The organism is Shewanella sp. 2_MG-2023 (assembly GCF_030548905.1).
Lineage (GTDB): Bacteria > Pseudomonadota > Gammaproteobacteria > Enterobacterales > Shewanellaceae > Shewanella > Shewanella electrodiphila.
This window is the reverse complement of the sequence record NZ_JAUOSO010000008.1, coordinates 145,320-158,287: the sequence shown is the minus strand read 5'-3', so window position 1 is coordinate 158,287 and position 12,968 is coordinate 145,320. Positions and strand designations below refer to the sequence as shown.

General features: G+C 40.7%; 15 protein-coding genes. 6 read left to right on the top strand and 9 right to left on the bottom strand.

The annotated features are described in order from the left end of the window. Positions 1–220: 220 nt before the first annotated feature. The 9 genes from fdx to trmJ form a co-directional block, all read right to left on the bottom strand. Complete coding sequence (gene fdx / locus Q4600_RS10185) at positions 221–559, bottom strand: ISC system 2Fe-2S type ferredoxin (protein WP_102526364.1); 339 nt, start codon at positions 557–559, stop codon at positions 221–223. A gap of 8 nt (positions 560–567) precedes the next feature. After that, positions 568–2,430, bottom strand: a complete 1,863-nt coding sequence (gene hscA, locus Q4600_RS10180) for a Fe-S protein assembly chaperone HscA (RefSeq protein ID WP_303515943.1) — start codon at positions 2,428–2,430, stop codon at positions 568–570. A gap of 74 nt (positions 2,431–2,504) precedes the next feature. Beyond that, entirely contained in the window at positions 2,505–3,029 is a 525-nt protein-coding gene (gene hscB / locus Q4600_RS10175) for a co-chaperone HscB (protein ID WP_303515941.1), read from the bottom strand. A gap of 48 nt (positions 3,030–3,077) precedes the next feature. Then, positions 3,078–3,401 (bottom strand): iron-sulfur cluster assembly protein IscA, encoded by a 324-nt coding sequence (gene iscA / locus Q4600_RS10170; protein ID WP_102526361.1) that lies wholly within the window; start codon positions 3,399–3,401, stop codon positions 3,078–3,080. 13 nt (positions 3,402–3,414) lie between these two features. Beyond that, positions 3,415–3,798 carry a Fe-S cluster assembly scaffold IscU gene (gene iscU, locus Q4600_RS10165; RefSeq protein WP_102526360.1) on the bottom strand — a complete coding sequence of 128 codons (384 nt, stop codon included), beginning with the start codon at positions 3,796–3,798 and terminating at the stop codon, positions 3,415–3,417. A 39-nt stretch (positions 3,799–3,837) separates the two neighbouring features. Next, positions 3,838–5,052, bottom strand: a complete 1,215-nt coding sequence (locus tag Q4600_RS10160; protein WP_102526359.1) for an IscS subfamily cysteine desulfurase — start codon at positions 5,050–5,052, stop codon at positions 3,838–3,840. A 79-nt stretch (positions 5,053–5,131) separates the two neighbouring features. After that, complete coding sequence (gene iscR / locus Q4600_RS10155; protein WP_055024669.1) at positions 5,132–5,593, bottom strand: Fe-S cluster assembly transcriptional regulator IscR; 462 nt, start codon at positions 5,591–5,593, stop codon at positions 5,132–5,134. Positions 5,594–5,905: 312 nt separating this feature from the next. Beyond that, positions 5,906–6,727, bottom strand: a complete 822-nt coding sequence (cysE, locus tag Q4600_RS10150; RefSeq protein ID WP_102526358.1) for a serine O-acetyltransferase — start codon at positions 6,725–6,727, stop codon at positions 5,906–5,908. 55 nt (positions 6,728–6,782) lie between these two features. Further along, positions 6,783–7,526 (bottom strand): tRNA (cytosine(32)/uridine(32)-2'-O)-methyltransferase TrmJ, encoded by a 744-nt coding sequence (trmJ, locus tag Q4600_RS10145; RefSeq protein WP_303515935.1) that lies wholly within the window; start codon positions 7,524–7,526, stop codon positions 6,783–6,785. A gap of 151 nt (positions 7,527–7,677) precedes the next feature. Here trmJ and suhB point away from each other — a divergent pair, with 151 nt between their 5' ends. The 6 genes from suhB (at position 7,678) to btsR (ending at position 12,956) form a co-directional block, all read left to right on the top strand. Continuing rightward, positions 7,678–8,481 (top strand): inositol-1-monophosphatase, encoded by an 804-nt coding sequence (gene suhB, locus Q4600_RS10140; protein WP_229368835.1) that lies wholly within the window; start codon positions 7,678–7,680, stop codon positions 8,479–8,481. A gap of 222 nt (positions 8,482–8,703) precedes the next feature. Further along, complete coding sequence (locus Q4600_RS10135; RefSeq protein ID WP_102526355.1) at positions 8,704–9,114, top strand: phosphate-starvation-inducible protein PsiE; 411 nt, start codon at positions 8,704–8,706, stop codon at positions 9,112–9,114. 155 nt (positions 9,115–9,269) lie between these two features. Further along, the gene (locus tag Q4600_RS10130; protein WP_303515930.1) at positions 9,270–9,572 is read left to right on the top strand and encodes a PilZ domain-containing protein; all 303 of its coding nucleotides are present in this window, start codon (positions 9,270–9,272) and stop codon (positions 9,570–9,572) included. A 144-nt stretch (positions 9,573–9,716) separates the two neighbouring features. Further along, entirely contained in the window at positions 9,717–10,382 is a 666-nt protein-coding gene (locus tag Q4600_RS10125; protein WP_229368837.1) for an AAA family ATPase, read from the top strand. Between the two features lie 187 nt (positions 10,383–10,569). Beyond that, the gene (locus tag Q4600_RS10120) at positions 10,570–12,249 is read left to right on the top strand and encodes a sensor histidine kinase (RefSeq protein ID WP_303515925.1); all 1,680 of its coding nucleotides are present in this window, start codon (positions 10,570–10,572) and stop codon (positions 12,247–12,249) included. Continuing rightward, complete coding sequence (gene btsR / locus Q4600_RS10115) at positions 12,246–12,956, top strand: two-component system response regulator BtsR (RefSeq protein WP_303515923.1); 711 nt, start codon at positions 12,246–12,248, stop codon at positions 12,954–12,956. Before Q4600_RS10120 ends, btsR begins: the two co-directional genes overlap by 4 nt. Positions 12,957–12,968 lie beyond the last annotated feature (12 nt).

The following is a 12,968-nucleotide window of genomic DNA, read 5'->3' as shown; positions in this document are numbered from 1 at the left end:
GAAGGGGTTATGAATGAAGGGAGACTATGAATTAAGGTGGTTTTGAATGAAGGCGGTTTTGAATGAAGGCGGTTTTGAATGAAGGCGGTTATGAATAATGACGTAAAGAATAGTAAAAAATTTCCAAAAAAAAGCAACGACTATGAAAACACATACACCGTTGCTCAATGAAACTGTCCTATTGAATAACGATAGGACATTGCCAGTATCTGAAACTAGTCTAGTGCCCTTCTGACACCATGTTGACAGTGTACTTAGGGATATCAATCACTAAATCACAATCAACTACTTTAGCCTGACAAGAAAGACGGCTTTCAGGCTCTAAGCCCCATGCTTTATCTAGCATGTCATCTTCTAACTCATCACTTTCTTCAAGTTGGTCGAAGCCTTCACGCACAATACAGTGACAAGTAGTACATGCATTCGACTTTTCACATGCATGCTCAATGTGGATGCCATTTTTTAGCGCGACGTCTAAAATGGTTTCACCGACTTCGGCTTCAACAACTGCGCCATCTGGACACAGCTCTTCATGTGGTAAAAAAACTAACTGTGGCATTTCATCACCTATATATTTTCAACAGACTGACCTTTCAGTGCTGCTCGAATTGAATTATCCATACGACGATTAGCAAACTCTTGAGTTTGTGCATCTAATGCTTCAATCGCTTTTTCAATGGCGTCGGTATCATCACCTTGAGCAGTCAATTGTAACTGTTCAATTGCAGCGTTGATATCAGCAAGTTCTTGTGGGTTTAATAAATCAGCATCTTTAGCAAGTGCTGCACTTAAGGTTTCAACAACTCTTGAAGCCTCTACTTGCTGCTCAGCTAACATGCGACGAGTAATATCATCTTTCGCATGCTTCATTGAGTCTTTTAGCATTGTAGCAATTTCAGTATCAGATAAACCGAATGACGGTTTAACCTGAATCGTTGTTTTCACTTCAGTGGACTTTTCCATTGCTGTCACACTCAGTAACCCATCCGCATCGACCTGGAATGTGACTCGAATGTGCGCAGCGCCAGCCGCTAATGCAGGAATACCATTTAAGGTAAAGCGAGCTAATGAACGACAATCATCAACTAGCTCACGTTCGCCCTGCACTACATGAAATGCCATTGCCGTTTGGCCATCTTTAAATGTTGTGAACTCTTGCGCACGAGCCACAGGAATTGTGGTATTGCGCGTCACCACTTTTTCAATTAAGCCACCCATGGTTTCTATACCAAGGGAAAGTGGAATAACATCCAATAATAATAAATCTGACTCAGGCTTATTACCTACCAAAATATCAGCTTGGATTGCCGCGCCAATGGCAACGACACGATCAGGGTCAATTGACGTTAGTGGAGTCTTTTTAAAGAAGGTTTCTACTTGCTCACGCACTAATGGTACACGAGTCGAACCACCTACCATGACTGTCTCAATGATGTCATCTGCAGTCACATCGGCATCACGTAATGTACGGCGACAACTTGCAATCGTCTTTTTAACAAGCGATGCAATTAACGATTCAAATTCAGCTTTCGATACTTCCGCATTAACTGTATCGCCATTTTCTAGCGTAACAGATGCAATACAAGTATCTGCATTGGTTAACCGCTCTTTGACACGACGAGACTCAATTAAAAGCTGACGAGACAAAGAAGCTGAAAGCTCAGTCAGTCCAAAAGCTCGTTGTAAGTGCGCTTGCAACAGGTGGTCAAAATCATCACCGCCTAGCGCAGAGTCGCCACCTGTGGCTAATACTTCAAATACACCACGATTCAGACGTAAAATTGAAATATCAAACGTACCGCCACCTAAATCATAGATAGCAATCACACCTTCTTGTTTGGTGTCTAAGCCATAAGCAATCGCTGCTGCAGTAGGCTCATTTAATAAGCGTAATACTTTTACACCCAAAAGCTCTGCTGCATCTTTAGTACCTTGACGCTGAGCATCGTCAAAATAAGCCGGTACGGTAATGACAACCCCTTCTAAATCTCCGCCTAATGTTTTTTCAGCGCGGCTAATAAGAGGTCTAAGTATTTCAGCAGAAACTTGCACAGGGTTAACAGCGCCCTGAGCAGTATTAAAAATAGGTAGACCATTATCACTAGCAGTCAGCGAATATGGGAGTTGTTGCTCGCCAGATTGAATATCAGCAAGACTGCGCCCCATAAAGCGTTTAACAGAAACGATGGTATTTTGCGGATCTTTTACAGATAGTGCTTGAGCTGCTAAACCTGTTTCGATGCTGTCGACACTGTAATGTACAACTGAAGGTAAAGAATGTTGATTACTGTCATCAGGTAAAGTCAGTGCTTCACCACTTCTGACAGCCGCAACTAATGAATTTGTTGTACCTAGATCGATACCCACAGCAAGGCGGTGCTGATGAGGCGCGGCGCTTTGACCGGGCTCAGCGATTTGAAAGAGGGCCATAGTATTCCAATTATTTATTAGTCTGGACTCAATTAGAGACAATATAAAGGCGCTGTTATATTAACAGCGCGAAATTAATCTAATAATGAATCTTCGACTCTTGCGAGTTCATCCTGCAATTTTGCCATAAATTTTAGCTTTCTTATTTGATCCGCTGCAGATAAATTATTTTCATCTGATTCGGTTGCTAAAAATGTGGCAAGTAATTGCGAAAGTGTCTTTTCAAAGCCAGCAAATGACTGATATAAATCATCGATTAATTCATCAGCTTGTTGACTATCTTTAATATCTTCTAGGGATTCACGCCATTCCATTTGCTGCATCAAAAAAGCAGTATCTTTGACTGTCGTCGTTTCATGGCTTATATCAATGCCACGTAAACTTAACATGTGCTCTGCACGTCTTAATGGATTTTTTAGCGTTTGATAACCGTCATTTACCTGCGCAGTGCGTTGCACAGACAACAACTTTTGTTGTTCTGACTCGTTAGCAAATTTATCGGGATGAACCGCCCTTTGCAGCTCGCGGTAGCGCTCTGCAAGGTTGGCGGTGTCGATATCAAAGGAAGGTGTTATTTGAAATAATTCAAAGTAATTCATTGGCAGATATCATGCTCTTAGTTGGTAAATTAGAGTGAAGCTTCACAATTAAACAGTAAAGCTTTCACCACAACCACATTCACCTTTGGCATTAGGATTGTTAAATTGAAAACCTTCATTGAGGCCTTCTTTAACAAAATCTAATTCAATGCCTTGAAGATAGATAAAGCTTTTAGCATCAATGATGATATTAACGCCTTCAATCTCGAAAACGTCATCATCATCATTTGCTTCATCAACAAACTCAAGCACGTAAGCCATACCAGAACAGCCAGATGTTCTTAACCCTAGGCGTAAACCCAAGCCTTTTCCTCGATTAACTAGGAAAGATTTCACTCGTTCAGCCGCAGCTGGGGTCATTGTTATTGCCATCTTAACTCCGGTATTACTTGTCTTGCTTTGATTTGTACTCATCTAATGCTGCTTTAATAGCGTCTTCGGCTAAAATAGAGCAATGGATTTTAACTGGTGGTAATGCAAGCTCTTCAGCAATGTCAGCATTCTTAATCGTTGCTGCTTCATCAACACTTTTACCTTTAACCCACTCTGTTACCAGTGAGCTAGAAGCGATTGCGCTGCCACAACCATAAGTTTTGAATTTAGCATCTTCAATGATACCGTCTTCGCCAATTTTTAGTTGAAGCTTCATCACGTCACCACATGCTGGTGCGCCAACCATACCTGTTACCACTGAAGGGTCATTCTTATCAAATGAACCTACGTTACGTGGATTTTCATAATGTTCGATTACTTTTTCGCTGTAAGCCATAACAATTCTGCTCCGTTTATCGCTATCGATAATAATGTATTAGTGATGTGCCCACTGAACTTGGTCCAGATCGATACCATCTTTGAACATCTCCCAAAGTGGAGACATTTCACGTAACTTACCGATAGAATCATCAATTACTTTAATTGCATGCTCGATATCTTCATCAGTGGTAAAACGACCAATTGAGAAGCGAATTGAGCTGTGTGCCATTTCATCATTTAAGCCTAATGCACGAAGTACATAGCTAGGCTCTAAACTTGCAGAAGTACAAGCTGAACCTGATGATACGGCTAAATCTTTAAGGGCCATCATTAATGACTCACCTTCAACAAAATTGAAGCTCACATTAAAGATACCGCAGTAGCGTTGTTCCATATCGCCATTGATATAGGTTTCTTCGATATGCTTAATGCCAGCCCATAATTTGTCACGTAGACGAAGTATGCGAGCATTATCTTCAATCATATCTTGCTTAGCGATAGCAGCTGCTTCGCCTAAGCCAACAATTTGATGAGTTGCTAATGTACCACTACGCATACCACGTTCATGGCCACCACCGTGCATTTGCGACTCTAAACGAATACGTGGTTTACGACGCACGTATAATGCACCAATCCCTTTTGGTCCATACATTTTATGGCCAGAGATAGAAATCAGATCAACTTTAGTGGTTTTCACGTCAATCGGTAATTTACCTGCACTTTGTGCAGCATCCATATGGAAGAAAATACCTTTTGAGCGACATAACTCACCAATTGCATTAATGTCTTGAATAACACCAATTTCATTGTTCACATGCATGATGCTCACTAAAATTGTGTCATCGCGCATTGCACCTTCAATCACTGATAATGGAATAAGTCCATTGTCACTTGGTTCAAGGTAAGTCACTTCAAAGCCTTCACGCTCTAATTGGCGACAAGCATCAAGTGTGGCTTTATGTTCTGTCTTGCTCGTGATGACATGCTTGCCTTTCTTGTTATAGAAATGCGCAATACCTTTAATAGCAAGGTTGCTTGATTCAGTCGCACCCGATGTGAATACGATTTCGCGGTGATCCGCGTTGATTAAATCAGCCACTTGATTACGAGCAATATCAACTGCTTCTTCGGCTTGCCAACCATAACGGTGAGAACGAGATGCAGGGTTACCAAACACACCGTCCATTGTCATAAATTGGACCATTTTGTCGGCAACACGTTTGTCGACTGGGGTTGTTGCGGCATAATCTAAATAGATAGGAAGCTTCATCATACACTCCGTACTGAGCAGCCATCTTTGTGACCACTTACAACGTACATATAATTGTTATCGATACAACTACATAAAATTACAATGTAACTCTATGCTCGTTCTGCATTTCGTCTTGCTTTAACGAGATAAATTGAACATCTCTTTTATCCATTAATCCAGCAAGCGTAATGCCATCTAAAAATTCTGAAATTTGTTTACTTAAATCTCCCCATAATGAATGGGTGAGACAACGGGAGCCACTTTGGCAATTCCCTTTTCCCTGACAACGAGTCGCATCAACTGACTCGTCTACAGCATGCACGACCATGCCAACAGAGATGTCATTCGCTTCTTGTCCAAGACGATATCCGCCTCCAGGACCACGAACACTAGATACAAGACCATGTTTACGAAGCTTAGCGAAGAGTTGCTCAAGATAGGAAAGCGATATTCCCTGTCTTTCAGAGATATCCGCTAAGGGAACTGGCCCGGTGGCTGAGTGAATAGCAACGTCCAGCATAGCTGTCACTGCGTAGCGACCTTTTGATGTCAGTTTCATAACGTTATTTGCTCCCATATACTATAGGGCAATTTCACCATACCCGAGTAAATTAGTCAAGTATTTAACCTAGTAAATTACTCAAGTATTATATCTCGTTCGCTGCTAACAATTTAGGTCTACAATTTTGCACAGGTATTTAACCTTTTTATACTACAAGATTCAATGCTAGTACGGCATTAATTGAGCGAATATGTGATAAAACTGCAGTAAGTCAAAAAAAACAGGTTAATGAGAAAAGCTCACGACTCAAAAATAAAAAAGTCGATACCTTTAAGTGGGTATCGACTGGATATTTTTCAAGTCTAATGATTAAATTATCGGATCAAACTTATCAATTTCTTGAATTCGCTTTTCTGCAGCTTCTTGCTCAGCTTCATTAAAGTCACCCACATTCAACTCTGGTAACTTTTCAGTGCAAACTTCACCGCCCATAGTTTGTACAGCTTGGCAAATCTCTTGCACTTTAGAATCCATCAAATGCATATGATCAAGCATTTGACCAATCGCACTGGCAACTGGATCTGGATTATCAGGAGATACTGCATAAGCATCAAACCCATATTTCTTCGCCATCGCACTGCGACGTTCAGTTTGTTCTTTCGATTGCGCCGAAGGTTTAGCAACTACCCTTGCAGGAATACCCACAACAGTCGTTTCTTTGGCGACATCTTTAACCACAACAGAATTTGAACCGACTCTAGCACCATCATGCATGGTGATTGGACCAAGAATTTGAGCGCCTGCGCCAATAACCACATTATTTTCTAATGTTGGGTGACGCTTACCTGCTTGCCATGTTGTGCCACCTAAGGTCACGCCGTGGTAAAGAGTACAATCATCACCAATTTCAGCAGTTTCACCAATAACAATGCCCATGCCATGGTCGATAAAAAATCGGCGACCTATTGTAGCCCCTGGGTGGATCTCAACCCCAGTGAACCAACGAGAAAAAGTAGACAAACATCGCGCTAACAGATGCCATTTAGCATTCCAAAGCTTATTACTGATGCGATGAATCCAAATCGCATGCATGCCTGGATAATTGACTAAAATCTCAAAGCTACTATTCGCCGCAGGATCTCGGTGATAAATAGATTCAATATCTTCCTTTATTCGCGCTATCACGCCCATGTCACAGTCCTTCTTTCTACCACTATAAAATTATGACTTTTTACTAAAAAATAAGTTATGACTCTTTATCGTTGCTGCTTTCTTGTTTCGGCATTTTTTTATCTATTGAGGTCAAAATACCACGAAGAATATTCATTTCAGCCGTTTCAACACGAGCACGGCTAAATAAGCGTTTAAGCTTGGTCATGATCTGACCTGGGTGATTTTTAATAATGAAATTTGTCTTAGTTAGTGTCGACTCTAGATGCACATAAAAGCGTTGTAAGTCTTCTGAGAGTGGGTATTCTTCTTCAAAAGTCGCCTTTTCATCTAATGCTAAGTGCGCCATACGAGTTTCATAACAAATGATCTGCACCGCTTGCGCTAAATTAAGCGAGCTATATTCAGGGTTTGCAGGAATAGACACGTGATATGTACACTCTTGCAGCTCTTCATTACTTAAACCGTGGTTTTCACGACCAAATACAATAGCTACAGGCCCTTTAATACTTTCCAGAGCCAGCTTTTCGCCCGCTTCTTTCGGGACTAACATAGGCCAATCTAGTGTTCTGCTACGTGCACTCGTTGCAATCACTAAGCTACAGCCAGCAATCGCTTCTGAAAGTGAGTCAACAATCGTCACGTCTCTAATCAAATCGGCTGCACCTGCAGCAAGTGCAATAGACTGTCCATCAGGCTGCACTCTAGGTTCAGCAAGGTATAAGTTTGATAAGCCCATGGTTTTCATGGCTCTAGCGGTAGAACCGATATTTCCGGGATGCGATGTCCCAACTAAAACAACACGTATATTACTCAGCATGAAACTACTTTAATCGTCTAAAAATCTATTTGCGGATAGTAACACAAGCTGCAAATAATTCCTTATATGAAAATCTGCATTTGATAAACCTGTCAAAATGCGTATAATTACGCGGCTGATTTATTCGTTCTTTAACATCCAGGGGATTGCTATGCATCCGATGCTGACTATTGCCACGCGCGCTGCACGCGCTGCGGGCCAAACTATTATGCGCGCCTATACTGAACTCGACAAAGTTGAAGTTGATTCAAAAGGTCTAAATGACTTTGTTACAAGTGTAGACAAGGAAGCAGAAGCTACCATTACATACCAAATTCGTAAATCTTACCCAGATCATACGATTGTTGGCGAAGAAGACGGTGAGAACCGTGGTTCAAATAAAGATTATGTATGGATAGTCGATCCTTTGGATGGTACCAACAATTTCGTTCGTGGTATCCCTCATTTCGCAGTATCTATCGCAGTTCAATATAAAGGCAAAATTGAAGTTGCCGTTATTTACGATCCTGTTCGTGAAGAATTATTCTCTGCTGTTCGCGGTCAAGGTGCTAAAGTAAATGACTTCCGCCTACGTGTAACTGGTGTAAATGAACTCGCTCATACCATGATTGGTACTGGTTTCCCGTTCAAATCTCGTCAACACACTGAAACTTACATGAACATCTTAGGTGAAGTATTCCCTGTATGTGCTGACATACGTCGCGCAGGTTCAGCGGCACTTGACTTAGCTTATGTTGCTGCAGGCCGTTTAGACGGTTTCTTCGAAATCGGTCTTAAGCCTTGGGATATCGCAGCAGGCGACTTAATCTGTCGTGAAGCAGGCGGTACCGTAACAGATTTCACTGGTAACCATAATTACCTAACTTCAGGTAACGTTGTTGCTGGTTCGCCTAAAGTGACTTCAGAATTAGTTAAAATTATGCGTCCTTTACTCAATGATGGCCTTAAGCGCTAATCATTAATCTGACCAATAACGGTTAGAACAATTAAAACCGCCTGACTTAAACGTCATTGGCGGTTTTTTTATGCCTGAAATTCCTAAACCGTCTATTAAGGCGCTAGAAAGTGATGATATTAGAATAAATTTATAATTTTTGACCTAGATCACTCAGTAAAACACGACCTAGCAGAATATACTGAATTATCAATTAAATTAATAATAAGAGATGTAATAATCATGCCGCTTCCTATACTCCGTCAAATAGGTGTTAAAAGCCTAAAAAGCGTCGAACATGTCGTTTTATTCATTATTTCTCTTGCGACGGTCTTCGCCATTGGCGAGGAAGTGTTGCACATGTTTCACATCAAAACGGTAGAACTTGCTGATTTGCTATTACTGTTTATTTATCTCGAAGTCTTAGCCATGGTGGTCAATTACCTTGAGTCAGGTAAATTGCCCATCCGTATGCCTTTATATATCGCGATTGTGGCACTCGCCCGTTACTTAATTCTTGATATGAAGGATATGGATGATTGGCGCATACTGGCTATATCACTATCAACAATCGTGCTAGCAGCAACGGTCATTGTCATTCGATGGGGCCAACTAAAACTCCCATATCCAAAAAATAAAGATATGGAACATTAAAAATTGATGAGTAACTATTCTTAAGAATTGATATTTTAATTTGAATAATTAAGCGATAAGTGACTAACTTATCGCTTTTTTTATAGATGTTGATTAGTATGAATTAGCGGATAAATTATGCTCATTAATAAAAGTAAATACGGAGTAAGGCGGTTATGTCTAACGAACCCACAGGATTTGAAGAAAAAAGAAACTCATTACGAGTGGATATGGAAGCCGAGCGCATTTTATTGCATTGGATAGATTCATCAGGCGAGCCTTGTGAAGATTATGGGGTATGTATTGATTTGGCGCGCAAAGGTATCCTGATTGACTATAAGAGAGCGTTCAATCTTGGAGATTTAGTCGCTATCACTTTTAATCACAATACTGAAAAACAAAACACGATTAAAGGACAAGTCTGCCGCTGTACTGAAGCTAACCCGCAAAGCTTTCATATTGCCTTACAGCTTGTTTAATACCGTATAAATTCTCACACAGTAAACATATTTAATGGATAGCAGCCTTGAATAGAAATTGATTTCAAAACTTATGATTTAATGAGTTATTTTGAACTATGATTAATTTAAGGTGGTAGAAATCTCATAAAATAAGGTTGCGCTATGATAATACTGGTCGGTGGTGAAAAAGGTGGCAGTGGTAAAAGTTGTTTAGCTCAAAACCTTGCTGTATATGTTACCGAAACCTTCAAAGCCAATGTATTAATGGTGGACTGCGATCCACAACGCACCACATCTGATTGGATCCAAGCGCGCAATAACCAAACCAATCTAAAACCGATTAATTGCATCCAACTTTACGGTAAAATTCGTAATGACCTATTAAGTTTGGGTGAGCGCTTTGACTATGTCATTGTAGATTGTGGTGGTCAGGATAACTTAGCGATGCGCGCAGCGATGTCTGTTGCCAGTTACGTTGTTATTCCTTTAAGACCAAAACGCCGCGACTTAAAAACACTCCCCCACATGGAAGATATGCTCAGTACCTGTAAAATGGTGAATCCTAAAATGGTCGCTACTGTGGTTATCAGTCAATGCCCAGCCCTTCCCTCGCAATTTAAACGCATACTTGAAGCCAAAGATGTCGTCAAATCGTTTGGACTCACCGCTTTGAATGCTGTCACTTTTAATCGCAATATTTATGATGACAGTGAAGAAAGTGGTTCATCAGTACTAGAAATAGATCCTCAAGGTAAAGCCGCCCAAGAAATCACAAATATTGCTGAAGAGTTATTTGCGATACCGCCCGATGACAGTTTTGAATTTTAAACTCAAATTCATACTCGCATATTAGCAATAACGGCAATCAGTAACGCAAAATGTGATCATGACTCATAAATGAACTAAAAATCGTTGCCCAATTCAGTTTGGTGCGCCAAGATCACTGCAGCATTTAACCGTGCACTAAATTACCCTTCGCTGAGATAACAGCTCTTTATCCAATAGGTTAACCTCTATGGCACTAATCCTCCTCTTAACCCAACAGATGTGCCTTTACCTCGTCATCGTTTATCTGTTCAGCAAAACGCCCTTATTCAAAATGTTTGCCGAAACATCAACTCGCTTGCCTCATAAGGTTTTTATTTATGTGGTTTTTTCAGGTTTTTGCATTATGGCGACCTACTTTGGTGAACAAACCACAGGCGCCATTGCTAATACTCGAGCAATGGGAGCTGTACTTGGCGGATTGTTAGGTGGGCCAGTAACAGGATTCTTTATCGGATTAACGGGAGGGTTACACCGCTACAGTTTAGGTGGGTTTACTGATTTAGCTTGCGCCATTTCAACCACCCTAGAGGGGCTATCGGCGGGCATGGTCAGTTATTACCTCAAACGCAGCGGTAATCTAGAACTGATTTTTAATCCTTTACTGGTATTTTTAGTGACTTTTTGCGCCGAGTTAATGCAGATGAGCATCATCTTGCTAGTAGCAAAACCATTTGATCATTCCTTTGAATTAGTCTCAGAAATCGCTATGCCGATGCTATTGGTCAACGCCATTGGCGCTGCATTGTTTATGAGCATGATTCTGGATCAAAAAACCATGTTCGATAAACTTTCTTCCGCCTTCTCGACTAAAGCCCTCAAAATTGCAGAACGCAGTGTCGGGCTACTTTCCAAAGGGTTCAATCAACAATCCACCAGCAAAGTAGCGCAAATTATTATCGAAGAAACCCAGGTGGGCGCTGTGGCAATTACTGACAGAGAAAAGTTATTAGCTTTTATTGGTATAGGTGATGATCATCATATTCCAAATACACCTATTTCGTCGCAAATTACCTTAGATGCCATTGCTCAAAACAAAGTCATGTTTGCTGATGGTGTTGAAAGCAGTTATTGCTGCTCAATAGACCATAAAAACTGCCGCTTAGGTTCTAGTTTAGTGATACCGCTCCGCAGCGATAATGAAGTTATCGGTACGATTAAATTGTATGAGCCAAAAAACAAATTATTCCTCAATATCAATCGTACTTTAGGTGAAGGCATCGCAAAATTACTGTCAAATCAGATACTATTTGGCCGTTACGAGCAGCAACAAAACTTGCTCACTCAATCAGAACTTAAATTGCTGCAGGCTCAGGTAAACCCTCACTTTCTATTTAATGCGTTAAACACTATCAGTGCCATTATCAAACGCGACCCACAAATGGCTAAACAATTATTACAGCAGTTATCGCAATTTTTACGCATCAACTTAAAGCGCACCACAGGTCTTGTTAGTCTGAACGATGAACTAGAACATATCGAAGCTTACCTTTCTATTGAACGGGCAAGGTTCATAGATAAGTTAAAGCTGGATATCAATATCCCAGAAAACTTGCATCATTGCCGCTTACCCGCATTTACCCTTCAGCCTATTATTGAAAATGCGGTAAAACATGGAACCTCACATCTTATCGAGCAAGGGGTGATTACTGTCACTGCAGAAGTGATAGAGGAAGAGTTAATATTAAAGGTAGCTGATAACGCCGGCTTATATAACCCACCAAAGCACTCGGAAGGACTGGGGATGAACATAGTACATAAACGTATCCAAAATCAATTTGGCAATCATTATGGGGTCAAGGTTGACAGTGAAAAGGATCAATTTACCTGTATCTCTATTCATCTACCTTATTCTGGAGATCTGGCATGATTAACTGTTTAATCATTGATGATGAGCCTTTTGCTCGTCAACAATTAGCTGATCTTTTAAGCTCAGAAACCGACTTTATTGTTACTCAAGAATGCAGTAATGCTATCGATGCTCTGCATGCGATTAATAAACATCAACCTCAGGTGATCTTCCTTGATATTCAAATGCCAAGAATTACCGGTCTTGAGCTTATCAGTATGCTAAACCCTGAACACATGCCAAGAGTGGTGTTTGTCACAGCGTTTGATGAGTATGCAGTCAAGGCCTTTGATAATAATGCCTTTGATTACTTACTTAAACCAATTGAAGACAACCGATTTAAACGAACAATTGAAAAAGTCAGAAACGATTTAGCTCCACAAGCAATTGAAACCATTGCCCCAGAGCATATTGAGCATTTACCTTGTTATTGCGGCAATAAATTAAAAGTGGTGGCGACAGAAGATGTTGAATACATTTTTAGTGATGTAGGCGGAATACATGTTAATGCGACTAACAGCTACTGCCATACCCAGCTCACGCTAAAAGTTTTAGAAGAAAAAACCCCTCTCGTGCGCTGTCATAAACAATATCTACTTGCTCCTCGTGCGATTTCAGAAATTGAATTGCTCGACACAGGCGCTGAAGTGACCACCCATAGTGGTAAAAAAGTACCCGTTTCTCGTCGCTATCTTAAGCCATTAAAACAAGTCTTAGGCTTTCAATAGCCGTCTCCCAAC

What these genes read in the sequence shown, in the direction of transcription:
- cysE (WP_102526358.1), bottom strand. Translation starts at nt 6,727, where the DNA reads ATGGGCGTGATAGCGCGAATAAAGGAAGATATTGAATCTATTTATCAC.
- Q4600_RS10160 (WP_102526359.1), bottom strand. Translation starts at nt 5,052, where the DNA reads ATGAAGCTTCCTATCTATTTAGATTATGCCGCAACAACCCCAGTCGAC.
- trmJ (WP_303515935.1), bottom strand. Translation starts at nt 7,526, where the DNA reads ATGCTGAGTAATATACGTGTTGTTTTAGTTGGGACATCGCATCCCGGA.
- Q4600_RS10135 (WP_102526355.1), top strand. Translation starts at nt 8,704, where the DNA reads ATGCCGCTTCCTATACTCCGTCAAATAGGTGTTAAAAGCCTAAAAAGC.
- iscU (WP_102526360.1), bottom strand. Translation starts at nt 3,798, where the DNA reads ATGGCTTACAGCGAAAAAGTAATCGAACATTATGAAAATCCACGTAAC.
- btsR (WP_303515923.1), top strand. Translation starts at nt 12,246, where the DNA reads ATGATTAACTGTTTAATCATTGATGATGAGCCTTTTGCTCGTCAACAA.
- hscB (WP_303515941.1), bottom strand. Translation starts at nt 3,029, where the DNA reads ATGAATTACTTTGAATTATTTCAAATAACACCTTCCTTTGATATCGAC.
- Q4600_RS10120 (WP_303515925.1), top strand. Translation starts at nt 10,570, where the DNA reads ATGGCACTAATCCTCCTCTTAACCCAACAGATGTGCCTTTACCTCGTC.
- iscA (WP_102526361.1), bottom strand. Translation starts at nt 3,401, where the DNA reads ATGGCAATAACAATGACCCCAGCTGCGGCTGAACGAGTGAAATCTTTC.
- suhB (WP_229368835.1), top strand. Translation starts at nt 7,678, where the DNA reads ATGCATCCGATGCTGACTATTGCCACGCGCGCTGCACGCGCTGCGGGC.
- Q4600_RS10130 (WP_303515930.1), top strand. Translation starts at nt 9,270, where the DNA reads ATGTCTAACGAACCCACAGGATTTGAAGAAAAAAGAAACTCATTACGA.
- hscA (WP_303515943.1), bottom strand. Translation starts at nt 2,430, where the DNA reads ATGGCCCTCTTTCAAATCGCTGAGCCCGGTCAAAGCGCCGCGCCTCAT.
- Q4600_RS10125 (WP_229368837.1), top strand. Translation starts at nt 9,717, where the DNA reads ATGATAATACTGGTCGGTGGTGAAAAAGGTGGCAGTGGTAAAAGTTGT.
- fdx (WP_102526364.1), bottom strand. Translation starts at nt 559, where the DNA reads ATGCCACAGTTAGTTTTTTTACCACATGAAGAGCTGTGTCCAGATGGC.
- iscR (WP_055024669.1), bottom strand. Translation starts at nt 5,593, where the DNA reads ATGAAACTGACATCAAAAGGTCGCTACGCAGTGACAGCTATGCTGGAC.